This is a genomic window from Actinosynnema pretiosum, from assembly GCF_002354875.1.
Lineage (GTDB): Bacteria > Actinomycetota > Actinomycetes > Mycobacteriales > Pseudonocardiaceae > Actinosynnema > Actinosynnema auranticum.
The window spans coordinates 6,699,646-6,722,520 of sequence record NZ_CP023445.1; the positions used below are offsets into that span (position 1 = coordinate 6,699,646).

The 22,875-nt window shown below is 72.7% G+C and carries 23 protein-coding genes and 2 pseudogenes; 7 read left to right on the top strand and 18 right to left on the bottom strand.

What is annotated here, in order from left to right:
* Positions 1-10 precede the first annotated feature (10 nt).
* The 3 genes from CNX65_RS28470 to thyX form a co-directional block, all read right to left on the bottom strand.
* The gene (locus CNX65_RS28470; protein ID WP_096496500.1) at positions 11-1,474 is read right to left on the bottom strand and encodes a serine/threonine-protein kinase; all 1,464 of its coding nucleotides are present in this window, start codon (positions 1,472-1,474) and stop codon (positions 11-13) included.
* Between the two features lie 81 nt (positions 1,475-1,555).
* Positions 1,556-1,945, bottom strand: a complete 390-nt coding sequence (locus CNX65_RS28475; RefSeq protein ID WP_096496501.1) for an ACT domain-containing protein — start codon at positions 1,943-1,945, stop codon at positions 1,556-1,558.
* Positions 1,942-2,694, bottom strand: coding sequence for an FAD-dependent thymidylate synthase (thyX, locus tag CNX65_RS28480; RefSeq protein ID WP_096496502.1), 753 nt, complete (start codon positions 2,692-2,694; stop codon positions 1,942-1,944). The genes CNX65_RS28475 and thyX overlap by 4 nt, the downstream gene beginning before the upstream one ends.
* Before the next feature lie 229 nt (positions 2,695-2,923).
* Here thyX and CNX65_RS28485 point away from each other — a divergent pair, with 229 nt between their 5' ends.
* Positions 2,924-3,481 (top strand): toxin-antitoxin system HicB family antitoxin, encoded by a 558-nt coding sequence (locus CNX65_RS28485; RefSeq protein ID WP_096496503.1) that lies wholly within the window; start codon positions 2,924-2,926, stop codon positions 3,479-3,481.
* A 21-nt stretch (positions 3,482-3,502) separates the two neighbouring features.
* Entirely contained in the window at positions 3,503-4,396 is an 894-nt protein-coding gene (locus CNX65_RS28490) for a DUF4097 family beta strand repeat-containing protein (protein WP_096496504.1), read from the top strand.
* Between the two features lie 178 nt (positions 4,397-4,574).
* Here the strand turns inward: CNX65_RS28490 and CNX65_RS28495 are convergent, their stop codons facing one another.
* The 3 genes from CNX65_RS28495 to CNX65_RS28505 form a co-directional block, all read right to left on the bottom strand.
* Complete coding sequence (locus tag CNX65_RS28495) at positions 4,575-5,147, bottom strand: TetR family transcriptional regulator (protein WP_218181091.1); 573 nt, start codon at positions 5,145-5,147, stop codon at positions 4,575-4,577.
* 475 nt (positions 5,148-5,622) lie between these two features.
* Positions 5,623-6,315 carry an alpha/beta fold hydrolase gene (locus CNX65_RS28500; protein WP_157767885.1) on the bottom strand — a complete coding sequence of 231 codons (693 nt, stop codon included), beginning with the start codon at positions 6,313-6,315 and terminating at the stop codon, positions 5,623-5,625.
* Between the two features lie 471 nt (positions 6,316-6,786).
* Positions 6,787-7,272 (bottom strand): hypothetical protein, encoded by a 486-nt coding sequence (locus tag CNX65_RS28505; RefSeq protein ID WP_157767886.1) that lies wholly within the window; start codon positions 7,270-7,272, stop codon positions 6,787-6,789.
* Positions 7,273-7,377: 105 nt separating this feature from the next.
* On the opposite strand from CNX65_RS28505, the pseudogene CNX65_RS28510 reads away from it, so the two are divergent.
* The 3 genes and pseudogenes from CNX65_RS28510 to CNX65_RS28520 form a co-directional block, all read left to right on the top strand.
* A pseudogene (locus CNX65_RS28510) lies at positions 7,378-7,965 on the top strand (helix-turn-helix domain-containing protein); the annotation flags it as partial.
* 99 nt (positions 7,966-8,064) lie between these two features.
* A protein-coding gene (locus CNX65_RS28515) for an IS5 family transposase (RefSeq protein ID WP_373565511.1) occupies positions 8,065-8,972 on the top strand; the annotation gives its coding sequence in 2 pieces (ribosomal slippage) (positions 8,065-8,421 and positions 8,424-8,972; 906 coding nt in all).
* Positions 8,969-9,094, top strand: a pseudogene (locus tag CNX65_RS28520) (IS5/IS1182 family transposase); the annotation flags it as partial. The gene CNX65_RS28515 and the pseudogene CNX65_RS28520, both read left to right, overlap by 4 nt.
* A 116-nt stretch (positions 9,095-9,210) precedes the next feature.
* Here the strand turns inward: CNX65_RS28520 and CNX65_RS28525 are convergent.
* Positions 9,211-10,209, bottom strand: a complete 999-nt coding sequence (locus CNX65_RS28525) for an aldo/keto reductase (protein WP_096496508.1) — start codon at positions 10,207-10,209, stop codon at positions 9,211-9,213.
* Positions 10,210-10,285: 76 nt separating this feature from the next.
* Positions 10,286-11,506, bottom strand: a complete 1,221-nt coding sequence (locus tag CNX65_RS28530; protein WP_177154454.1) for a winged helix-turn-helix domain-containing protein — start codon at positions 11,504-11,506, stop codon at positions 10,286-10,288.
* A 55-nt stretch (positions 11,507-11,561) separates the two neighbouring features.
* Here CNX65_RS28530 and CNX65_RS28535 point away from each other — a divergent pair, with 55 nt between their 5' ends.
* Positions 11,562-12,128 carry a GNAT family N-acetyltransferase gene (locus CNX65_RS28535; protein WP_096496510.1) on the top strand — a complete coding sequence of 189 codons (567 nt, stop codon included), beginning with the start codon at positions 11,562-11,564 and terminating at the stop codon, positions 12,126-12,128.
* 10 nt (positions 12,129-12,138) lie between these two features.
* The gene (locus CNX65_RS28540; protein ID WP_232520045.1) at positions 12,139-12,639 is read left to right on the top strand and encodes a YqaA family protein; all 501 of its coding nucleotides are present in this window, start codon (positions 12,139-12,141) and stop codon (positions 12,637-12,639) included.
* A gap of 78 nt (positions 12,640-12,717) precedes the next feature.
* Here CNX65_RS28540 and CNX65_RS28545 read toward each other — a convergent pair whose 3' ends face one another.
* The 10 genes from CNX65_RS28545 to CNX65_RS28590 form a co-directional block, all read right to left on the bottom strand.
* On the bottom strand, positions 12,718-13,170 hold the full coding sequence (locus CNX65_RS28545; RefSeq protein ID WP_096496512.1) for a DUF485 domain-containing protein: 453 nt from the start codon (positions 13,168-13,170) through the stop codon (positions 12,718-12,720).
* Positions 13,167-13,934: a 4-hydroxy-tetrahydrodipicolinate reductase gene (gene dapB / locus CNX65_RS28550; RefSeq protein WP_096496513.1), complete on the bottom strand. Its 768-nt coding sequence runs from the start codon at positions 13,932-13,934 to the stop codon at positions 13,167-13,169. Before dapB ends, CNX65_RS28545 begins: the two co-directional genes overlap by 4 nt.
* Positions 13,931-15,247 (bottom strand): M16 family metallopeptidase, encoded by a 1,317-nt coding sequence (locus tag CNX65_RS28555; RefSeq protein WP_373565512.1) that lies wholly within the window; start codon positions 15,245-15,247, stop codon positions 13,931-13,933. The genes dapB and CNX65_RS28555 overlap by 4 nt, the downstream gene beginning before the upstream one ends.
* Before the next feature lie 65 nt (positions 15,248-15,312).
* Entirely contained in the window at positions 15,313-17,556 is a 2,244-nt protein-coding gene (locus tag CNX65_RS28560; RefSeq protein WP_096496514.1) for a polyribonucleotide nucleotidyltransferase, read from the bottom strand.
* A 245-nt stretch (positions 17,557-17,801) separates the two neighbouring features.
* Positions 17,802-18,071 (bottom strand): 30S ribosomal protein S15, encoded by a 270-nt coding sequence (gene rpsO, locus CNX65_RS28565; protein WP_096498046.1) that lies wholly within the window; start codon positions 18,069-18,071, stop codon positions 17,802-17,804.
* Positions 18,072-18,196: 125 nt separating this feature from the next.
* Entirely contained in the window at positions 18,197-18,658 is a 462-nt protein-coding gene (locus CNX65_RS28570) for a 2'-5' RNA ligase family protein (protein WP_096496515.1), read from the bottom strand.
* On the bottom strand, positions 18,655-19,134 hold the full coding sequence (locus CNX65_RS28575) for a helix-turn-helix domain-containing protein (protein ID WP_015804522.1): 480 nt from the start codon (positions 19,132-19,134) through the stop codon (positions 18,655-18,657). Before CNX65_RS28575 ends, CNX65_RS28570 begins: the two co-directional genes overlap by 4 nt.
* Positions 19,135-19,234: 100 nt before the next feature.
* The gene (locus CNX65_RS28580; RefSeq protein ID WP_096496516.1) at positions 19,235-20,167 is read right to left on the bottom strand and encodes a bifunctional riboflavin kinase/FAD synthetase; all 933 of its coding nucleotides are present in this window, start codon (positions 20,165-20,167) and stop codon (positions 19,235-19,237) included.
* A 403-nt stretch (positions 20,168-20,570) separates the two neighbouring features.
* Positions 20,571-21,407, bottom strand: a complete 837-nt coding sequence (gene truB, locus CNX65_RS28585; protein WP_218181194.1) for a tRNA pseudouridine(55) synthase TruB — start codon at positions 21,405-21,407, stop codon at positions 20,571-20,573.
* A gap of 135 nt (positions 21,408-21,542) precedes the next feature.
* Positions 21,543-22,862, bottom strand: a complete 1,320-nt coding sequence (locus CNX65_RS28590; protein ID WP_096496518.1) for an MFS transporter — start codon at positions 22,860-22,862, stop codon at positions 21,543-21,545.
* Positions 22,863-22,875: the final 13 nt, after the last annotated feature.

The following is a 22,875-nucleotide window of genomic DNA, read 5'->3' on the forward strand; positions in this document are numbered from 1 at the left end:
GCTCGCGCGGCTAGCGGTCGACGAGCTTCTCGGCGAGCTGGCTGCCGTCCTTGTTCCAGAGCACGCAGAAGACCTCGCGGGAGGTCTTCGTGTCGGCGTACTGCCTGCGCCAGTTCGCCGCGGTCGGCACGACCGGCGCGTAGACCAGCGCGGTCTTGTCGGTGGCCGTGACCAGGCTGGAGGCGAAGCTGAGCGAGCAGAACTCGTTCGCGAAGGCGTGCAGCTGCGCGTCGCCGGGGTAGGCCAGGTCGTCGGCGCTGCCGAACGGGTTGCTGCTGGCGAACACCTGGATGCTGTGGTCGTCCTCGCAGCTGGCGCTGTTGACCTTGACGGTGGGGCCGAGGAAGTTGTCGCCGCAGTAGCCGCTGCTGAGGCTGAAGTCGGGCAGGGCGCCGCCGGAGCCGAACGTGACCACCGGCTGGAGGCCCTCGGGCGGGGACTCGGTGAAGGCGGCGCGGCCTGCGAAGACGCCGCCGGTGAACACCAGCAGGGCAGCCGCGGCGGCCCCGCCGATGGCGAGGTTGCGCAGCCACGGCCTGACCGGGGCCTTGACCTGCTGGGTGGGCGCCGGCGCGTGCTGGGTGTAGCTCACGGTGCCGCCGGGGTGCCGGGGGACGCCGCCGGGCGGGGTGGGCTGGGCGGCGGCGCGCTCCAGCATGGCGCGGGCCTGCGGGCCGGTCAGCCTGGCCGCCGGGTCGGTCATCAGCAGACCGGTGACCACCGCGCCCAGCGCGCCGTGCGCCCTGGTCAGGCGGGGCGGCTCGCTCATGATCGCGTGCAGGGTGGAGGCGGTGGTGGAGCGCTCGTACGGGTTGACGCCCTCGACGGCGAAGCACAGCGTCGCGCCGAGCGACCACAGGTCGGCGGCGGGCGCGGCCTCGTGGCCGTGGATGCGCTCGGGGGCCATGTAGGCGGGTGAGCCGATGAGGCTGCCGCTGGTGGTCAGGCGCGGGTCGTCCACGGCCTGGGCGATGCCGAAGTCGGCCAGCTTGACCCGGCCGTTCGGGGTGATCATGAGGTTGCCGGGCTTGACGTCCCGGTGCACGATGCCCGCCTGGTGCGCGGTCTCCAGCGCGGACAGCGCCTGCAGCGCGAGGGAGGCGACCCGGTCCTGCGGCATCGGGCCGTGCTGCGCGACCAGCGCCGACAGCGTGGTGGCCTCGACCAGCTCCATCACGATGTACGTCATGCCGTTCTCGGCGACGACGTCGAACACGGTGACGATGGCCGGGTCGTTGAGCCTGCCCGCCGTGCGGGCCTCGCGCAGCACCCGCTCCTCCAGGACCCGCCGCTCCTCGTGGGCGATGCCGTCCGGGAGGTGCAGCTCCTTGATGGCGACCTGGCGGCCGATCACGTTGTCCTGCGCGCGCCAGACCACGCCCATGCCGCCGCGCCCCAGCTCCGCGAGCAGGGTGTAGCGGCCCGCGATGACGCGGGGCTGCCGCACTGGGGGCGCGCTCTGCTGACCAGTCACCGTGGTACTACTCCTCGTGACACCGCTGACCCGACCGGGCGGCCGAACGCTACTTCAGACCTCCGGCGGACGGGCGCGGTTTCACGGATTCGTGATTTCGTGCCCCGCCGCGGCCAGCGCCCGCGTCGCTCGACCGAGGTCGCCCTCCTTGACCAGCAGGTGGTCGGTGTCGAAAGTGGACAGCGCGAACAACGTCACACCGGCGGCGGCCAGCTCCCCGGACAGGGCGGCCATGATGCCGGTGAGGGTGAAGGCCAGCGGCCCGCGCACGGTCAGCAACCGCCACCCGGACTGGGTGTCAGCCGACTCGGGGGCGTGCCCGGTCGGGCAGACGATCGACAGCTCGTCCGGCGTGCGGGTGACCGAGACGAAGCCCGGCGCGTCCAGCAGGCCGGGCGGCACGGGGGCGTCGGCGGGCAGCCGGACGACGCTGTGGTCGCCCGGCCGCACGTCCACGACGAGCCGCCTCACCCCTCCGCCACCAGCGGGCTGGAGGCGACCTCGGTGCCGTCGGCGAGCGAGGTGACGGCGAAGTCCGCGAAGGCGCCGGGGGCGGCCTTCTGCAGGTGGCGCAGGCACTCGATGGCCAGGGCGCGGATCTCCACGTCGGCGTGCTCGGTGGCGCGCATCGCGATGAAGTGGCGCCAGGCGCGGTAGTTGCCGGTCACCACGAGGCGGGTCTCGGTGGCGTTGGGCAGCACGGCGCGGGCGGCCTGCCGGGCCTGCTTGCGGCGCAGGGTCGCGCTGGGCACGTCGGAGAACTTCTCCTCGAGGCCCTTGAGCAGGTCGTTGTAGGCGGCGACGCTGGCCTCGGCGGCGGCCAGGAAGCGGGCGTGCAGCTCGGGGTCGTTCGCGATGACCTCGGGCTCGACCATCGCGGCGTCGCGCTCGGGCACGTAGCGCTGCGAGAGCTGCGAGTACGAGAAGTGGCGGTGCCGGATCAGCTCGTGGGTGAGCGAGCGCGAGATGCCGGTGATGTAGAAGCTGACCGAGCCGTGCTCCAGGACGGACAGGTGGCCGACCTCGATGATGTGGCGCAGGTAGGCCTCGTTGGTCGCGGTGGCCGGGTTCGGCTTGGACCAGGACTGGTAGCACGCGCGGCCCGCGAACTCGGCGAGCGCCTCGCCGCCCTCGGCGTCGGTCGACCACGGGACGTCAGACGGGGGGAAGAACTCCGTCTTCGCGATCAACTGCACGTGCGGGGACACCGTTTGAGCCATGCCCGAACAGTAACGGCGGGGGCGGGGCGGAGCTAAATCGGGGCATCGGCGCTGGTGACGAGGGTGCCCACCGAGCGGAAACCGGGCAGTCGTCCCCGAAGTCCGGGTTCGCCCGCCGCTCCGCGATCGGGCGGTCACCGACCGCTCGAACGGGTGATGTCGTGGTGGCGGCAACATCGACAGCACCACGCTCCTTGACTGCTGCCATTCGTGGTGTCATCTTGGTGTCATGGACCTTTCGCCGTACATCTCCGCCCTGCGGGAAGACCTGACGACAGCCGCGTCCGCCGGTGACGAGAACACCCGGCGCAGCGCGGCCGTGCTCGCCGCGGCGCTGGAGCCCGCCGCCCGGCTGGCGATCATGAACGCCCTGTCCGACCTGGCCGCCGAGGTCACCGCCTCGCTCGACGGGCCGGTGGTCGAGGTCCGGCTGGACGGGCGGGACGTGAAGGTCGTCGTGTCCGGCGCCGGGCCCGCGCAGGAGGAGCGCGAGCCGGAGCCGCAGGAGGCGCCCCGGCCGATGAGCGGGGACGCCACCCGGATCACGCTGCGGCTGCTGGACGAGCTGAAGTCCAAGGCCGAGCAGGTCGCGGCGTCGCAGGGGATGTCCCTGAACACGTTCGTCGCGCAGGCCGTGCAGGGCGCGGTCGGTGGCAGGCGCGGGTTCGGGGGTGGCGGCAGGCGCGAGTGGCACGGCGGTGGTGACAACCGCGGGCAGTCGTCGCAGTCGTCCTCGCACTCGTCGTCGCAGTCGTCGACGCGGGTGCGCGGCTGGGTGCAGGGCTGACGGGGACCAGGAGGATCGGTCGTGGGGAACGAGTCCGAAGTGGTGCGCAGGCAGGCGTTCGACGTGACGGGGCCCATCGAGGTCGACGTGGCGCTCGTGTCGGGGCGGGTGCTGGTGCACCTGGTCGACGAGGAGGCGGTGGACGTGGAGCTGCGCCACGAGCCGTCCGGGGGCGAGGGCTGGACCGACGGGCTGAACGGCCTGCTGAGCTGGGTGGGCGACCAGTTCGCGGGTGGCCAGGGGTCGGGGTCCGGCGGGGTGTCGGAGGCGGTGCGCGACGCGCGCCTGGAGCTGACCGGGAACCGCCTGGTCATCCGCTCGTCGAAGGCGCTGCCGCTGCGCGCGGTGCCGATCAGCGTGGCCGTGCGCGCCCCGAAGGGGTCGAGCGTGCTGGTGAAGTCGGGGTCGGCGAACGTGGCGATCACCGGTTCGGCCGGTCGGCTGGACATCAACACCGGCACCGGCGACGTGACGGCGGACAGCGCCGACTCCGCGTCGCAGGTGACGTCGGGCTCCGGCAAGGTCCGCCTGGGCCCGATGCTGGGCGGCCTGAAGGCGCGCAACGGCAGCGGCGACATCGAGGTGGCGTCGGTGGGCGGCAGCACCGAGCTGCACACGGCGACCGGTGACGTGTGGTTGGGCGCGGTGCAGAGCGACGTGCAGGTGCGCACGGGAGGCGGCGACGTGACCGTGGCCGACGCCGCGTCGGGCCGGATCACGCTGGGCACGGGGTCGGGCGACGTGCGCGTGGGCGTGCGGCGGGGCGTGTCGGCGGAGGTGGACCTGGCGACGAGCTCGGGCACGGCCCGCAGCGAGCTGGAGGTCTCGACCACCAAGCCCGCGACGGCTCCGGAACTGGTCGTCACGGGGCGGACGAGCCGGGGGAACGCGCTGGTGACGACGGCGACGGTCTGAGCGCGGGCGGGTGGCGGTCGTCCGTCGCGGGCGGTCGACACCCGAGTGTGATCAGGCTGGAGCGGCGGAAGCGCTGGAGCGGCAGTAGGTTCGTGGGGGGCGCGCACGTCCAGGGGGAGGTGCGCGCCCCTTCTCGTGTCCGGAAGGCTCTGCGCACGACCAGCGAGGGGTCTCGGGGTCAGTCCGGGACGCTCAGGCCCGACACCACCAGTGACACCACCGCGCTGAAGGCGACGTCGATGGTCGGGGCCTTCCAGTCGGCGGCGTAGATCGGGTCGTGGAAGCGGTTGGTCGCGTCGAAGACCGCCCGCGCCGCCACCCTGGAGTCGCGCGGAGCGAAGTCGCCCGCCTCGATGCCGTCGGCGATGATCTTCTCCAGGTCGTTCTCCAGCCCGGTCACGTGGTCGTCGACCACCGCGAGGTTCTCCCGCATCAGGGTGGCGAAGGTGTCGAACAGCTCAGGGTCCTCGCGGACCTTCTGGCGCTTGATCTCGAACAGCGTCGAGAGCCAGTCGCGCAGCCGCTGCTCGGCAGGCGCGTCGGTGTGGGCGACGTCGGCCAGCCCCTCGTGCCAGCGCTCCAACCACCGCCGCGCCACGGCCTCGCGCAGGGCGGCCTTGGTCGGGAAGTGGCGGTACACGCTGCCGTGGCTCACGCCCAGCGCCCTGGCCACGTCCACCACGGTCGCCTTGGCCGGACCGTAGCGCCGCAGCACGTCCTCGGTGGTGCCGAGGATCAACTCCGCGGTCAACGCGCCTTCCGCCACACCAGCCTCCTCCTGAGCACGGGCCCGTCCCTGGAACCATGCCCCGCCGCACCTGGCTCCACCAAACCAGACGCACGCGACCGCGACGGAGCCGCGCCTGGCCGGACGCGGCACACCGGCGGCTGGTGCGGCCCAGGCCGGGGCCCTCAGCACCAGGACTTTGGCACCCGCGGCCGGAATTTGAGCAACACCGCGGGCGGGTGGGTGATGCCTGGGGAACTCGGCACGGCGGGGGCAGCGGCTTTGGCATCGGTTCCGGGGGGGCGGCGCGAGGGCCGCTTGCGAGTGAAAAGCCGTGTGGGGCGCTCACCGGGTAGAACGCCGCGCACAGCACCGCAAGGCGAGATACGGCGGCTGCGGCGCTGTGGCGGGGGCTGTGGCAGGCGGGATGCCGCAGCGCGCGGGGCGCTGCGGTGGTTGAGGTACTGCGTTGGGGTGGGGTTTCAGCGGAGTTGGGGGTTCAGGCCGTGGAGGCGGCTTGGCGGATCGACGCCATCACGTCCTCCGCGATCACCGGGTGCAGGTAGGACGCGCCGCCGTCCAGGAAATGGGCGGTGCCTGCGGGGAGGGCTTCCGCCATGCGCCGGGTTCCGGCTACCGGGGTGAGGCTGTCCTTCTTGCTGTGCCACAGCTCGACCGGCTGGCGGATGGCCGCCAGGGGGAACGACCACTCGCGGAAGACCAGGAGGAGGTCGGCCCTCGTCGCTTCGACGTCGTGCATCCCCTCCTTCATGGACTGGACCAACGCGGTGAAGTCGCCCTCCCGCGTGATGGAGCTGAACGCGGGGTGAACGCGGAGCTTGCGGATGTGCGCCTCCGGCTGTTCGAGCGACCGTCGCGTCGCCGAGATCCAGCCGCGGAACAGGCCGGGCGCGCGCTTCGCCATGATCCGCAGCAGCCGCAGGGAGATGGGCAGGCCCGATCGCAGGAGCGCGCTGTGCAACGGCCCGTTGCCCGAGATCAGCAGGACCTTGTCGACCCGGTCCGGCAGGTGGTGGGCCGTGGCCAGGGCGTGCGAGTCCCCGCCGTGCTCCCCCACCACCGAGAACCTGGTGAGACCCAGGTGATCGGCCAGGTGGGCGGCGGCCTCGGCGTGGCGCCGGAGGGAGGGTTCGGGGACCGGGCTGGACGCGCCGAGCCCTGCGCGGTCCACCGCGATCCACCGAACCCCACCCTCACGAGCCGCGGCGTCGTACAGAGCCCCCAACGCGCTGGAGGACGTGTACGACGGCGTGTAAACGCACGGGACCCCTTCCGGATCACCGAACTCGCGATACCCGAGCCGACCTCCGCCCGGCAAGAGGATCGACTGGGCCTCACCGATTTCCGCAGCCATACGGCAATCGTGCTCCGAAACGGCGGGTACCCGACGCGGGGGCACACAAGATCAACACTCGCCCCCTCCGCGGACAGGGCCACCCGATGACACCGAAGACCGCAGCCACCCGGATTTGCCGCCGGGCAAGCAGAGGACTGCGGCGTGAGACAGGAGGCACCCGCCTCGAACCGGACTGACCAGATGAGGCAGACGAGGCAGACGAGTGGAGCAGGCCGGGCTGGCCCGGCGGATCAGACGGGGTGGGCAGAGACGGACGGGCGGACCTAGGGCGTGTCCTGCGGATCTTCACCTCAGGTGGAGGGCGATGCAGGCGAGGATGATCTCGGCACGATGGGTAGGCGGCTCGTTGGCCTGCCGCTGGTCGAGCCCTGGGCCTTGCGGTGGGCGATCCGGTCGACACGTTCCCGGATGGTGGCCTTGATCCGCCGCTGCCGTAACGCGGTGTGGGCGCCCGGATGGGCGTAGGCCTTGTCTGTGATCACCCGCCGCACCCCGCACCCGCCGCCCGTCCACGTCGATGTCGTGGATGTCGTCGAGCAACGGCTGCGGTTGCGGGTTGTCGCCAGCCTGGCCGGGCGTGAGGATCGCCACCGGCGGCAGACCCGCCGAGTCGACGGCCGGACGCAGCCTGGTCGTCAGTTCGCCACGGGAGCGTCCGAGGCACTCCCCGTCGACGGCGAGGTCCTCGATCCAGTCCGCGCAGTCCTCTTTTTTCCGGGCGCCCGCCGCGTGCCGGTGTGCCCGGACGCTCGTGGAGTCGACACCGGCCACCGCGCCACCCGCCCTCATCTGCACACGATCATGAGAAAGATCCGCAGGACACCCGCTAAGGGCTGTCACGCAACTCGATGACCGACAGGGTGGGATGAGGTGGCGGTGCAGGTGATCTCGGCGTCCCGGTCGGAGTGGATCGCACCCTCCACGGGCTTGCAGCCGGGCCAGTTCCGCAAGCTGGTGCGCGTGGTGGCCGAACGCGGCGGTAACGCCATCGCCGACGGCTGCCCCGGACGGTAGTAGCGGCTGGACCTGGCCGACCGGGTACTACTGGTCGCCACCTACTGGCGCGCCAACCTCACCACGCGGCAACTCGGGCCCTTGTTCGGTGTCTCGCACGCCGCGGCCCACCGGGGCATCAACACCGTCGGCCCACTGCTGGCCTTGGCCCCGGTCCGGCGCCGCCGCATCGGCCAGGTGGCGATCGGGGACGGCACCCGCCTGGTGATCACCACCGGCGACCCGCAACCGGGCAACCGCAACGACTGCGCCGTCTACCGCGACTCCGGCATCGCCGACGTGCTCGACGGCCGACCCGTCATGGCCGACGGCGGCCACCAGGGCAACCGGGAGGTGATCATGCCCCACCGCACACCCCGCGACGGCGGCCCGCTCGAAGACCGGCAAGAGGACCCCGACACCGTCCACCGTTCGATCCGAGCCCGCGCCGAACACGCCCTAGGGCGTGTTTCAAAGGTGAGGTGACCGTCGGCGTGTCGTTGGCCGGAACGTGGCGAGGTCTTCGGTGAGTGGGTTGGCGACCAAGCAAACCCGAACACCGGAGACCTCGTGGCCAGCGTAGCGGCAGCGGGGCGGGCCGACCTGACCGACGCGCAGTGGGCGCTGCTGCAACCACTGTTACCCGTCGGGGCGAAACCGGGTCGTCCGCCGAAGTGGAGCAAGCGGCGGTTGATCGACGGCATCCGGTGGCGGGTGCGGGTCGGCGCCCCGTGGCGGGACGTCCCGCCGGACTACGGGCCCTGGCAGACGGTGTACGGGGTGTTCCGCCGTTGGCAGCGGGCCGGGGTGTGGCAGGCGATCCTCACCGCGTTGCAGGCCCGTGCGGACGCCGAAGACGTGATCGTGTGGGACGTGAGTGCGGATTCCACGGTCGCGAGGGCCCACCAGCACGCCGCCGGTGCCCGTGAAAAGGGGCTCTTCAGGTCGAGCCGCCCGACACGCCGGCGGGCGGGGTGGAGCCGGACGATCACGGGTTGGGGCGGTCGCGGGGCGGGTGGACCAGCAAGCTGCACCTGGCCTGCGAGCAGGGCCAACGGCCCTTGCCGCCGCTGGTCACCGCCGGACAGCGTGGCGACAGTCCGCTGTTCACCGCGGTGCTCGAGGGGATCCGAGTGCCCCGGCCGGGTGGCGGGCGACCGCGGACCAGACCGGGCCGCGTCCTGGCGGACAAGGCCTACAGCTCCAGGGCCAACCGCGCCTACCTGCGCCGCTGCGGGATCAAGGCGACCATCGCCCAACCGCGCGACCAGGCCGCCCATCGCCAGGCCAAAGGCCCACGCGGCGGGCGGCCACCCGCGTTCGACCCCGAGGTCTGCACACAGCGCCACGCCGTGGAATGCGGCATCAGCCTGCGCAAACAACACCGCGCCGTCGCCACCCGATACGACAAACTCGCCGTCCGCTACCAGGCCACCGTCCACATCGCCGCCATCAACATCTGGCTACGACACCGTTGAAACACGGGCTAGCCCGCATGAAGGACTGGACCATCCTGCGCGACTACCGCCGCGCCGCCCACACCCTGCGCGACACCGCCTCCGGCATCGCCCACCTCCACAACCTCGCCCTCACCGACTGACCAAGAAGCACTCGACCACCAACCACAAGACGAGTTACGTGACAGAACCGGGCCAGGCTGAGCGGACGGAGGGGGCGGCCTGGGCTTGGAGCGGACGGGTGAGGGGGGGGGTGGGGTCAGCGTTCGCTGTCCATGTGGGCCAGCATCTGTTCCGGGTAGCGGGTGCCCGCCACCTTCGTCGACGGGACCGCCGACTCGATCTCGGCCAGGTCCGACTCCGTCAGGTGGACGTCCAGCGCGCCCAACGCCTCCGCCAGGCGGGGGCGGGTGCGGGCGCCTACCAGGGGGATCACGGTTTCGCCCCTGGACAGGGTCCAGGCGATCGCCAGCTGGGCGACCGTGGCGCCCTTCGCCTCCGCCACGGTGCGCAGGGACTCCACCAGGGCCAGGTTCTTCGCGAGGTTGTCGCCCTGGAAGCGGGGGCTGTGGGTGCGGAAGTCGGCCTGGGTGGTTTCCCGGTCCGGGTTCCAGTGGCCTGACAGGAGGCCTCGGCCCAGGACGCCGTAGGCGGTGACGCCGACGCCCAGCTCCTTGGCCGTGGGCAGGATCTCCGCCTCCGGGCCCCTGGAGAGCAGGGAGTACTCGATCTGCAGGTCCACGATCGGGTGGACGGCGTGGGCCTTGCGGAGGGTTTCCGCGCTCACCTCGGACAGGCCGATGTGGCGCACCCTGCCCTTGCGCACCTCCTCCGCCACGGCGCCCACGGTCTCCTCGATCGGCACGTTCGGGTCGAGCCTGGCCGGGCGGTAGACGTCGACGTGGTCGACGCCCAGCCGCTGGAGGCTGTACGCCAGGTAGTTCGCCACCGCCTCCGGCCTGCCGTCGTTGCCGTGCCAGCCGCCGTCCGCGTCGCGGAAGGCGCCGAACTTGACGCTCAGCAGCACGTCCTCGCGCCGCCTGCCGCGCAGCGCGTCGCGGATCAGCAGCTCGTTCGCGCCCATGCCGTAGAAGTCGCCGGTGTCCAGCAGGGTCACGCCCGCGTCGAGCGCGGCGTGGATGGTGGCCACGCCCTCGCGCTCGTCCGGCGGGCCGTACATGTCGGACATCCCCATGCAGCCCAGGCCCAGCGGGTACGTGGCGGGGCCGGTGCTGCCGAGGGTGCGTGAAGGGGTCATGGGGAGAGTATGGGGTAGTGGGCTGACAGATTTCAATATCTGTCAGCCCACTTTCTTCCGATTTCACTCGATGGGCTCACTCAGCGGCGAGAACCCCCAGCTCGGCGGCCAGGTCGCCGCGCCCCATCACCCGCACGCCGGACAGGCCCAGCCACCCCGCCATGCACCTCAGCTCCGCCGCCAGCTCCACGGCCACCCGCCCGCGCTCCACCCCCGGCTCCGCGTACGCGCCCTGCACCAGCAGCGCCCCCGCCGCCCGGTCCGCCTTCAGGTCCACCCGCGCGACCAGCCGCCCGTCCAGCAGGAACGGGAACACGTAGTACCCGTGCACCCGCTTCGCCTCGGGCACGTAGATCTCGATGCGGTACCGGAACCCGAAGATCCGCTCGGTGCGCGCCCGCTCCCACACCAGCGGGTCGAACGGGCACAGCAGCGCCCGACCGGTCACCTTCCGGGGCGTCGCCGCGCCCACGTGCCGGTACGCGGGCGCCGCCCAGCCCTCCACCTCGACCGGCTCCAGCTCCCCCGCCTCGACCAGCTCGGCCACCGCCTGCCTGCTGCGCGCGGGCGGCAGCCGGTAGTAGTCCCGCAGGTCGGTCTCGGTCCCCACGCCCAGCGCCCCGGCCGCCCGCGCCACCAGCCCGCGCGCGCCCTCCTCCGGCCCGACCCGCCGCCCGAGCACCTCGGCGGGCACCACCCGCTCGGTCAGGTCGTACAACCGCTCGAACCCGCGCCGGGTCCCCGTGGCCAGCTGCCCGATCGCGAACAGGTACTCGCACATCCGCTTCACCTCGGACCGGTCCCACCACGGCCCGCGCTGCCGCTTCTCCGGCGCGACCAGCGCCCGCTCGATCGCCCCGGCCCCGATCGGCCCCGACTCGGCGACCACCGCCAGGATGTCCGCCACCAGTTCGGGCGAGTCCTCGACGAGCTTGCCGTAACCGGCCCACCACCCCCTCCTCTTCGCGCCGGAGTGCACCAGCGGCCAGTCCTCCACCGGGACCAGGCTGGCCTCGTGCGCCCACGCCTCGACCAGCAGCCGGGGCTTGCGCGCGCTGGGCGTCCACGCGGCGTCGTCGAGCAACCCGACCGGGTAGTCCCCCAACCTGCTGAACACGGGCATGTAGTGCGCCCGCACCGCCACGTTGACCGAGTCGAGCTGGAGCAGCTTGGTCCGGCCGAGCACCCGCTGCAGGTGCCTGCGCGTGGGCGCCGCCGGTCGGGGGTCGGCGAAGCCCTGCGCCGCCAGTGCGGTCAGGCGTGCGGTGTCCGCGCTCATCGTCTGCACCCGCCGCATCGTGCCGGCGGGGGCCGACAAATCGGCCCGCGGGCTGATCACTAGGGTGCCCGGCATGGCCGAAGCAGCGGTGCGCCCCGCGACGACCGACGACGTGCCGGAGATCGCCCGCGTCCACCGCGACACCTGGCGGACCGGGTTCGCCAAGATCCTCCCCGCCGAGGTGCTGGACGGCATCGACGTCGCCGAGACCGCCGCGGTCTGGGCGGAGGCGGTGGACCGGGGCCAGGTGCTGGTGGCGACCGAGGGCGACTGGCTCGTCGGGTTCTGCGCGGTGGGCATCGCCCCGCAGGAGGAGTTGGCGGACGCCAGGGGCGTGGTCCCGGACGACGCCGCCACCACCGCGCTGGTGTCGACGCTGCTGGTCGAGCCCCGCTGGGGACGGCGCGGGCACGGCGGCAGGCTGCTGGCCCGCGCCTGCGAGCTGCTCGTGGAGGGCGGCGTGACCAGGGGCGTCGCCTGGGTCCCCGAGGCGAACCTGCCCCTGGTGTCGTTCTACGCGAAGCGCGGCTGGGGCGCGGACGGCACGGTGCGCACCCTGGACGCCTCCGGTCGCCCGGTCCGGGAGCTGCGGCTGTCCGGCTCGCCAAACCTCGACGAGGAAGTCGTTACCGGTCTGTAGTCTGGGCGTGGTGCTGGGGTGGTTGCTGCTGACTTTCGGCGTCGCGGTCGGTTCCGCGCTGATGCCGCTGATCAGCGTCGAGCTGTTCGTCATCGGGCTGGTGACGCAGCAGCCGGACATCTCGTGGTGGTGGATCGCGCTCGCCGTCGCCCCCGGCCAGGTGCTGGGCAAGCTGGTGTACTTCCTGGCCGCCAGGGGCTCGCTGCACCTGCCCGCGTTCCTCAAGCCCCCCGAGCGCCCCGACCGTCCGGTGAAGCCGTGGCGGGTGAGGTGGCGGGCCCGGTTGGAGGCGGTGCGGGCGCGCTGCCACCGGCACCCGCACTGGATGTTCGGCACGCACGCGGTCAGCTCGCTGCTCGGGCTGCCGCCGTTCATGTTCAGCACGGTCCTGGCCGGGCTCGCGGGCATGTCCACCGCGCTGTTCCTGGCGACCGGCGTGGTCGGCCGGTTCGTGCGGTTCAGCGTGCTGGCCGCCTCCCCCGCCGCCCTCTCGGGCTTCCTGCACCCCTGAGCAGGCCCCGCTGAAGGAGCCCCGGACGGCACGATGCCCCGATCAGGTCGGGGATCGACCCGATCGGGGCAAGCGGCACTACTTCGCGGTGACGTCCTGGTAGAGCCCGATGGCCGTGCGCATGGTGTCGCGCGCCCGTCCCCGGTCACCGGCCAGGTCGTAGGCCTGGGCCAGCAGGAACCACGGCCGCCAGTCCTGCGGCGCGGCCTCGACGTCGGCCTTGCGCCGCTCGAACCACTCGTCGGCGGCCTCCCGCTCGACCCTCCCGGACGGCATCCTCGGCAGCTCGGACAGGTCGGGCAGCGCGCCCTGCTCGTCCAGCTCCCGCGCCATGGCCTCGGTGGCGAACCCGAACCGCAGGTTCGACCACACCACCCACACCCCGATCACCGGCATGATCAGCACGCCGACGCCCAGGGCGATCCCGACCGGCTCGCCGCTGCCCAGCAGCGCGACCGCGCGCCCGCCCAGCAGGACGAAGTAGACCACCAGCGCGGCGATGGCGATCATCGCCGCGGTGCGGGCCCTCACAGGTCCAGGTACTTGTCGAGTCCGACCGACAGGCCGGGGTGGTCGAACACCGACCGCACGCCCAGCAGGACGCCCGGCATGAACGAGGACCGGTGCAGCGAGTCGTGCCGCAGGGTCAGCGTCTCGCCCTCGGTGCCGAAGACGACCTCCTGGTGGGCGATCATCCCGGCGATCCGCAGCGAGTGCACCCGGACCCCGTCGACCTGCGCCCCGCGCGCCCCGTCCAGCTCCTGGGTGGTGGCGTCGGGCATCGCGTCGACCCCGGCGGCCTCGCGGGCGCGGGCGATGAGCTGCGCGGTGTGCGCGGCCGTGCCCGAGGGCGCGTCGGCCTTGCGCGGGTGGTGCAGCTCGATGACCTCGGCCGAGTCGTAGTACTTCGCGGCCAGCTCGGCGAACCGCATGGTCAGCACCGCGCCGATCGCGAAGTTCGGCGCGAACAGCACGCCGGTGCCCGGCTCGTCGCCGAGCCACCCGGCGATCTCGCCGAGCCTCGCCGGGTCGAGCCCGGAGGTGCCGACGACGGCGTGGACGCCGTTCTCGACGCAGAACCGGACGTTAGCCATGACCGCGTCGGGGTGGGTGAAGTCGACCGCGACCTCGACCCCGGCGTCGGTGAGCGCGGACAGCGGGTCGTCCGGGCCGAGCTCGGCCGCGACGACCAGGTCGGCCGCCGCGCCGACGGCCTTGACGACCTCGCCGCCCATCCGGCCCCGTGCCCCGATCACGCCGACCCGGATCGGATCGGCGCCAGAACGCTGACTCAAGAGATCACCTCGTGCACCTGGTGCGGCAAGTCCTCGATCGAATCGTAGGGACCGACCACGGCGGCGGCGACGGGGCGTCGCAGCAGCTCGGCGGCCAGCTCCGCGACCTCGGCGGAGGTCACCGCGTCGACCCGCTCCAGGGTCTGCTCCACGGACAGGTAGTCGCCGTAGTTCAGCTCGCCCTTGCCGACGCGGGACATCCGGGAGCCGGTGTCCTCCAGGCCCAGCACCATCGCCCCGCGCAGCTGCCCCTTGGCCCTGGCGATCTCGGCGTCGGTGAGCCCGTTCGCCACGACCTCGGCCAGCACGTCCCGGATCACGCCCGCCACGTCGCCGAGCCGGTCGGGCTGGCAGCCCGCGTAGACCGACCACGTCCCGGTGTCCGCGTAGGACCCGACGGACGAGTACACCTGGTACGCGAGCCCGCGCCGCTCCCTGACCTCCTGGAACAGCCGCGAGCTCATGCCGCCGCCGAGCGCCGCGTTCAGCACGTTGAGCGCGAACCGCCGCTCGTCGTGCCGGTCGAGCGCCCGCACGCCCAGCATGAGGTGCGCCTGCTCGGTGTCGTCGCTGTGCAGCACCAGCCGGTCGACCGGGTCGACGCGCACCTCGCCGCCGCGTGGGGGCACGGGCGTGCCGGGCACGTCCAGCAGCCGCTCGCCGACGCGCTCGCGCGCCAGCTCCAGCACCCGCTCGTGGTCGACGTTGCCCGCCGCCGAGAGCACCATGCTGGGCAGCGAGTAGCGGCCCCGGTAGAACGCGTACAGCGCGTCGCGGTCCATGTCCGTGATGGACTGCTCGCTGCCCAGCACGGAGCGGCCGAGCTCGTGGCCGCCCATGAGGGCTTCGAGGAACGCGTCGTGCAGCAGGTCCTCGGGGTCGTCGTCGCGCATGGCGATCTCCTCCAGGACCACGCCGCGCTCGGTCTCGAAGTCGCGCTGCTCGCACAGCGCGTCGAAGACAACGTCGCACACCAGGTCGACCGCCAGCGGCAGGTCGGAGTCCAGGACGTGCGCGTAGTAGCAGGTGTGCTCCTTGGCGGTGAACGCGTTCAGCTCGCCGCCGACGGCGTCGATCTCCTCGGCGATGGCCGCCGCCGTGCGCCGCGCGGTCCCCTTGAACAGCAGGTGCTCCAGGTAGTGCGCCGCGCCCGCGACCTCGGGGGCCTCGTCGCGCGAGCCGACCTGCACCCAGAGCCCCACGGCGGCCGAGCGCGCGCCGGGGATGTGCTCGGTGATCACCCTCAGCCCGGACGGGAGCAGGGTGCGCCGCACCACCACGCCCGACGGGCTCTCCTCCAGCAGCTCGGTCACACCCCGCCCAAGCGGACGGCCGCGGTCGCCAGAGGCGCCCGCGGCCGTCCTGATGACGCGCTCGGTCACTGGTCCGAGGACTCCGGAGCCGAGGTCTCAGCGGTCTCGGCGGCCGGGGCGGCGGCCTTGTCGGCCCCCTCCTCCTCGGACACCAGCACCAGGCTGATCTTGCCGCGCTGGTCGATGTCCGCGATCTCGACGCGGAGCTTGTCGCCGACCTTGACGACGTCCTCGACCTTGCCGATGCGCTTGCCGTTGCCCAGCTTGGAGATGTGGATCAGGCCGTCCTTGCCCGGCAGCAGGGAGACGAACGCGCCGAACGCCGCGGTCTTGACCACGGTGCCCAGGAAGCGCTCGCCGACCTTCGGCAGCTGCGGGTTCGCGATGGCGTTGATCAGGCCGATGGCGGCCTCCGCGGACGGGCCGTCCGCCGCACCGACGTAGATCGTGCCGTCGTCCTCGATGGAGATGTCGGCGCCGGTCTGCTCGGTGATCGAGTTGATCATCTTGCCCTTGGGCCCGATGACCTCGCCGATCTTGTCGGTCGGGATCTTGACCGACGTGACGCGCGGCGCGAACGGGCTCATCTCGTCCGGGACGTCGATGGCCTCGGCCATGACCTCCAGGATCGCCAGGCGCGCGTCGCGGGCCTGGGACAGCGCCGACGCCAGGACCTCGGACGGGATGCCGTCGAGCTTGGTGTCGAGCTGGAGCGCGGTCACGAACTGCTTGGTGCCCGCGACCTTGAAGTCCATGTCGCCGAACGCGTCCTCGGCGCCGAGGATGTCGGTCAGCGCGACGTACTCGGTCTTGCCGTCGACCTCGTCGGAGACCAGGCCCATGGCGATGCCCGACACCGGCGCCTTCAGCGGGACGCCCGCGTTGAGCAGCGACATCGTGGACGCGCAGACCGAGCCCATGGACGTGGAGCCGTTGGACCCCAGCGCCTCGGAGACCTGGCGGATCGCGTACGGGAACTCGTCGCGCTTGGGCAGCACCGGCATCAGCGCCCGCTCCGCCAGCGCGCCGTGGCCGATCTCGCGGCGCTTGGGCGAGCCGACCCGACCGGTCTCACCGGTGGAGTAGGGCGGGAAGTTGTAGTGGTGCAGGTACCGCTTGTGCGTCTCCGGGGAGAGCGAGTCGATCTGCTGCTCCATGCGGAGCATGTTCAGCGTGGTGACGCCCAGGATCTGGGTCTCGCCGCGCTCGAACAGGGCCGAGCCGTGCGTCCTGGGGATGATCGCGACCTCGGCGCCGAGCGACCGGATGTCGGTCAGGCCGCGGCCGTCGATGCGGACCTTGTCGCGCAGGATGCGCTGGCGCACGAGCTTCTTGGTCAGCGAGCGGAACGCGGCGCCGACCTCCTTCTCGCGGCCCTCGAACTGCGCGGCCAGCTTCTCCAGCACCGACGCCTTGACCTCGTCGATGCGACCCTCGCGCTCCTGCTTGCCCGCGATGGTCAGCGCCTGGGCCAAGTCGCTCGCGCCCGCGGCCTCGACGGCCTCGAACGCGTCGGCCTGGTAGGCCGGGAAGGTCGGGAACTCGCCGGTCGCCTTGGCGGCGACCTGCGCGAGCTGGGCCTGCGCCTCGCACAGCACCTTGATGAACGGCTTGGCGGCCTCGAGACCGGCGGCCACGACCTCCTCGGTCGGGGCCTGGGCGCCCTCGCCGATCAGGTCGATGACCTGCTCGGTGGCCTCGGCCTCGACCATCATGATCGCGACGTCGTCGCCCACGACGCGGCCGGCGACGACCATGTCGAAGACGGCCTTCTCCAGCTGCTCGTGGGTCGGGAACGCGACCCACTGGCCCTCGATCAGCGCCACGCGGACGCCGCCGATGGGGCCGGAGAAGGGCAGGCCGGCGAGCTGCGTCGACGCGGACGCGGCGTTGATCGCCACGACGTCGTACAGGTCGGCCGGGTTCAGGCTCATGACCGTGATGACGACCTGGATCTCGTTGCGCAGGCCGTCCACGAAGGACGGGCGCAGCGGGCGGTCGATCAGGCGGCAGGTCAGGATCGCGTCCGTGGACGGGCGGCCCTCGCGGCGGAAGAACGAGCCGGGGATGCGACCCGCGGCGTACATGCGCTCCTCGACGTCCACCGTCAGCGGGAAGAAGTCGAAGTGCTCCTTCGGCGCCTTGGAGGCGGTGGTCGCCGAGAGCAGCATGGTCTCGTCGTCGAGGTAGGCGACGACGCTGCCTGCGGCCTGGCGGGCCAGGTGGCCGGTCTCGAACCGGATGGTGCGGGTGCCGAACCGACCGTTGTCGATCACGGCTGAAGTCTCGTGGACCTCGATGTCCGTCATATGCGAACTCCTCGTCTGCGGGTCGCAGCGCCCTGTGGCGCGGGATCGCGGTTCGGACGAGGCCGGTCTTCGATCGAAGTCCCCTGGTCGCTTCCTGCTCCCAGGGGGCCACTACCGAGGACCGGCGAACAGTCGTCCCGTGCGCGTGCGTGCGTCCCCACGTTGTCTACAGCGTGTGCTCTGTTGTCTTGTTCAAACTACGCCGAAGGGGAGTGACCGGCCCGGTCACTCCCCTTCGGCGCGGATCACCTGCGCAGGCCGAGGCGCTGGATCAGCGTCCGGTAGCGCGCGATGTCGGACTTCTTGAGGTAGTCGAGCAGGCGGCGGCGACGGCCGACCAGCAGCAGCAGACCACGACGCGAGTGGTGGTCGTGCTTGTGCTTCTTCAGGTGCTCGGTCAGGTCGGAGATGCGCTTGCTCAGCAGCGCGACCTGCGCCTCGGCCGAACCGGTGTCCGTGTCGTGGACGCCGTACTCGGTGAGGATGGTCTTCTTCTGCTCGGTGGTCAGTGCCACTTCGTGGTGCTCCTCAATCGCCTGGAAATCGGTGCCGTGGAGCCCCGGCGAACCGGGGTAGGCGGTGCTGGCCGCCACGGACCGCAGCCAGACCCAACGTGATAGGTTACCAGCAGTTGCGGCCACTAAGCCGAAGGCGTGGCCAATTGCACCCGCTCGAGAACGGTGTAGCCGACTCCCAGCTCGCTCCGGACCAGCGCGACCTCACTCGCCGTCCACTCCGCGCCGGTGAAGTCCAGCCTGGGGAACCGCTTGGCGCGCCGCGACCTCGCGATCGTGACGTGCGCCTGCCAGTCCGGGAGCGCGCCCGCCGCGCGGGCCAGCGGCTCCACCTCGCCCTCGACCCCGACCCACAGCACGCCGGGGAAGTGCCCGCACCCGCTGAACCGCACGGACGGGGCAGCCATTCCCTCGAACGGGGTCAGCTTGCCGTCCGGGTCCGCCTCGCCGTGGAAGCACAGCGTGAGGTGCCACCGCTCGGACGGGGACCAGCGCAGCTCGGGGTAGCCGGGCCGCACCTCGGCCAGCGCCCGCTCCAGCTCCGCCACCGCCTCGGGCGGCGGGAACAGGGCGGTGAACAGCCTCAACGGGCCCGGCCCGCCCTGCGCAGCAGGTCCGCGAGCGCCGGGAAGTCCTCGCCCAGCACGTCGGCCGCCTGGAACAGCTCGCGGCGGTCGGCGATCCGGCGCAGGTACGGCAGCAGCGCCGTCTCGTCGTCGGCCCCGTTGACCGGCAGCGAGTCGCGGCTCACCGTGGGCTTGGAGTCGCGCACCTCGTCCAGCGCCCGCTGGAGCGCCTCGGGCGCGCCGGTGGCCACGTCCGGGGTGAGGACCTTGCGCTCCAGCATGATCATCCGGGCGAGCACGGCCGGGTTGCCGATCTTCGCGCGCCGCCCGCTCATCACCTGGCTGAGCATCGGGGCGCTGATCCCCAGCACCTCGGCGAGCTGAGCCTGGGAGACGTTGAAGGCCACCACCAGCCTGCGCACCCGGTCCCCGAGGGGTTCCCCGTACCACTCCCGCTGCAGAGCGAGGTTGCGCTGGACGATCTTGTGGTCCTCCACGTTCGTTCTCGCCCTCCCGGTACCACCCGATGTCGTGAACGTATCCTGCCAAACCCGCGGCCCGGACGAGGCCGGTTCCGCTGACCTGGTCAGATGTCGATCAGGCGTCCGGGAGCTGGACGCGCGCGTCCGCCACGTCCCGGTGCATCTGCTCGACGAGCGCCTCGACGCCGTCGAACTTCACCATCCCGCGCAGCCGGGCGACGAAGTCGAGCGCCACGGTCTGGCCGTACAGGTCGTCGTCGAAGTCGAGCACGTACGCCTCGACGCGGCGCTCCTTGCCGGAGAACGTGGGGTTGGTGCCCACGGACACCGCCGCGCGCATCGTCGGGTGCCCGTCCCGGACGAACCAGCAGGCGTACACGCCGTCGGCGGGCACCGCGGCGGACTCGGGCAGCGACATGTTCGCGGTGGGGAAGCCGAGGTCGCGACCCCGGCCGTCACCGCGCACCACGACGCCCTCCAGTCGGTGCGGCCTGCCGAGCGCGGTCGCGGCGGCTGCCACGTCGCCCGCGTCGATGCACGCCCTGGTGTAGGTGGAGGAGTAGGTAACCCCGTCGTCGGACAACAGATCCGCTCCCTCGGTCACGAAACCGAACCTCTGCCCCAGCTCCCGCAGCAGTTCGACGTTGCCCGCCGCCCTGCTGCCGAAGGTGAAGTTCCGGCCGACGACGACCGCTGCCACGTGCAGCCGGTCGACGAGGACCTCGTGGACGAACTCGTCGGCGGGCATCCTGGACAGCTCGGGGGTGAAGGGCACGACGCAGAAGACGTCGACGCCCAGCGCCTCCACGAGCTCGGCCCGCCTGCGCAGGTCGGTGAGCTTGGCCGGGTGGCTGCCCGGCCGCACGACCTCGGCCGGGTGCGGGTCGAAGGTCATGACGACCGACGGCACGCCGCGCTCGGCCGCCGTCTCCACCGCGCGCCGGATGAGGGCCTGGTGGCCGCGGTGCACGCCGTCGAACGAGCCGACGGTCAGCACGCAGCGCCCCCACCCTCCGGGGATCTGGTCGAGTCCTCGCCACCGCTGCACGGGGTGCAGCCTACGGGCAGCGGCGACGCCCGCCGCGCGCGCTGTCCCCCGTCCGGTGATCACCGGGCGGCGGGGTGGGAGCGGGGGCGGGGGTCGCGACGGGCGGACGGCGCACGTCAGCGCGGGTGATCATGGTCGGTGGCGGTGGGGCGGGCGGTCGCCGGGCGGCGGGCGCGGTGGCTGCGGGGTGACGCGCGTCATGCCGGGTGGTGCGGGGGCGCGGATCACCCGAGCGGGGTCGCCTGCGCGGGCGGGGGTGCGCGGGGATCGCGGGCAGCCGTGGCGGGCGGGGTGGAGCGGACCGCCGGGGCGGGCCGGGGTCCCCCTGGGAACGGGCCGCCCGCCGGTCCACCCTGGACGGTGGGCCGGCGGACGGCTGGGATTGCGCGGCGGAGGTGGGCGGTCAGCCCGCGGGGGTCAGGACGACGACCGGCTTGGCCAGCGGGCCCTCGTCCTTCGCCAGGGCGACCACGTGGCCGTCCGGGCCGAACACGCCGTAGGTGCCCTCCACCCCGCCCGCGCGCAGGCGCTGGCCGTGGGACAGGGCGACGACCTCGCTGGGCGTGATCTCGCGGCGCGGGAACGCCGCCGACACCGCGGCGTCCAGGTCGAGGGACAGGCCGGGCTCGTCGGCGAGCTGCTCCAGGGTCCGGGCCACGCGCAGGTCGAACGGGCCGACCCTGGTGCGGCGCAGCGCGGCCAGGTGGCCGCCGACGCCCAGGTCGGCGCCGAGGTCGCGGGCCAGCGCGCGCACGTACGTGCCGGAGGAGCACTCGACCATCACGTCCAGCTCGGTCGCGTCGGCCTCGCGGCGGATCGACAGCACGTCGAACCGGTGCACGGTGACCGGGCGCGGCGGCAGCTCGACCTCCTCGCCCGCGCGGACGCGGGCGTAGGCGCGCTTGCCGTCGATCTTCACGGCGCTGACCGCGCTGGGCACCTGCTGGATGGCGCCGGTGAGCTTGGCGACGCCCGCGCGGATCGCGTCCTCGGGCACGGCGGTGGAGTCCGCCTCGGACAGCACCTCGCCCTCGGCGTCGTCGGTGGTGGTGGAGGCGCCGAGGCGGATCGTGGACAGGTAGGCCTTGCTGTCGAGCGCGAGGTGGCCGAGCAGCTTGGTGGCGCGCTCGACGCCGAGGACGAGCACGCCGGTGGCCATCGGGTCGAGCGTGCCCGCGTGGCCGACCTTGCGGGTGCCGAGGATGCGGCGCACCTTGGCGACCACGTCGTGGGAGGTCATGCCGTCGGGCTTGTCCACGACGACGAGACCGGGCGGAACAGCGGGGCGGGGAGATGCGGGCACGGCGGGACATCCTATTTGCCGTCCGCGCGCCCGCCCCTCCGGAGTGGGGGACGGTCGCCCGGACGGGCGGGATCAGGCCGCGAGGCGCATGTCGAAGCGGCCCCGGCGGATCTGCACGGGCACCTCCTCGCCCCGGTCCTCGGCGGCGAACACGGCGGCGCGGGCCCGGCGCCACCACACGACCGTGCGCCAGGTGCCGAGCACCAGCACGACGGCCGCGGACAGCAGCGCCACCCGGTACGCCTGCGCGGGCGGCAGGAACGACACCACGTCCAGCAGCACGCCGATGACCAGCGCCATGACGGTGATCGCGGCGAACCCGCCGACGTTCGCGACCCCGGTCGCGGTGCTCACCCGGTGCAGCGGGTTGTAGTCCCTGACCAGCGCGAACGCCACGCTGGACGCGGGACCGCCGAGCGAGAGCAGGCCGAACGCGACCGGCAGCAGCGGCTGCGGCAGCACCCCGCCCGGCCAGCCGAGCAGCACCGCCCAGACGCCCACCGCGACGGCCAGGTACCCGCCGACGAGCGGCATCCGCCACTCCGGGTTGCGGGCGATGACCCCGCCGAGCACCGGCCCGGCGACCAGGCCGACCACGACCATCACGCTCAGCACGGCCGACGCGCTCGCCGCGGGCATCCCCTGCGCCTCGACCAGGTACGGGTAGCCCCACAGCAGGCTGAGCAGCATGGGGGTGGACATGGTGGTGAAGTGGACCCAGAAGCCGAGCCGGGTGCCGGGCACGTGCCAGGCCTCGGCGACCTTGCGGCCCACCACGCTCAGCCGCACCCGCTCGGGCTCCGGCTGCGCGACGCCGTCGGGGCTCTCCCGCACCTTCAGCGCCACCACGGCCGCGTAGGCGGCGGTGGCCGCGCCCGCGACCAGGAACGTGGTGGTCCAGCCGATGCCGTCGAGCATGAGGGTCAGCGGCACGGTGGCCGCCAGGTTGCCGATCGCGCCGAGCGCGGAGGACAGCGACATCACCACGGTGAACCGGCGCGGCGGGAAGTGCGCGGCGGCCAGCCGCAGCACGCTCACCCAGGTCATGGCGTCGCCGACGCCGAGCACCGCGCGCGCGGCGAGGCCGAGCGGGTACGAGTGCGCGAGGGCGAACAGGGTCTGCCCCAGGCCCATGACGAGCGCGGCGGCGACCAGCACGCGGCGGGGGCCGAACCGGTCCACCAGCAGCCCGGTGGGGATCTGCATGGCCGCGTACAGGCCGATCTGCAGCACGGTGAACGCGCCGAGCGCGGCGGACCCGACGGCGAACCGCTCCCCCGCCTCCAGGCTGGCGACCCCCAGCGAGGTGCGGTGGAACAGGGCCGCGACGTAGACGACGACGGCGGTGGACCAGATCAGCCACGCTCGGCGCGTGGCGCGATCGACCGGCAAGACCTCACAACTC

Coding starts and splice junctions, on each gene's coding strand:
- thyX (WP_096496502.1), bottom strand. CDS start 2,694: ATGGCTCAAACGGTGTCCCCGCACGTGCAGTTGATCGCGAAGACGGAG.
- CNX65_RS28485 (WP_096496503.1), top strand. CDS start 2,924: ATGGACCTTTCGCCGTACATCTCCGCCCTGCGGGAAGACCTGACGACA.
- CNX65_RS28525 (WP_096496508.1), bottom strand. CDS start 10,209: ATGACCCCTTCACGCACCCTCGGCAGCACCGGCCCCGCCACGTACCCG.
- CNX65_RS28530 (WP_177154454.1), bottom strand. CDS start 11,506: ATGCGGCGGGTGCAGACGATGAGCGCGGACACCGCACGCCTGACCGCA.
- CNX65_RS28535 (WP_096496510.1), top strand. CDS start 11,562: ATGGCCGAAGCAGCGGTGCGCCCCGCGACGACCGACGACGTGCCGGAG.
- CNX65_RS28560 (WP_096496514.1), bottom strand. CDS start 17,556: ATGACGGACATCGAGGTCCACGAGACTTCAGCCGTGATCGACAACGGT.
- truB (WP_218181194.1), bottom strand. CDS start 21,407: ATGACCTCCCACGACGTGGTCGCCAAGGTGCGCCGCATCCTCGGCACC.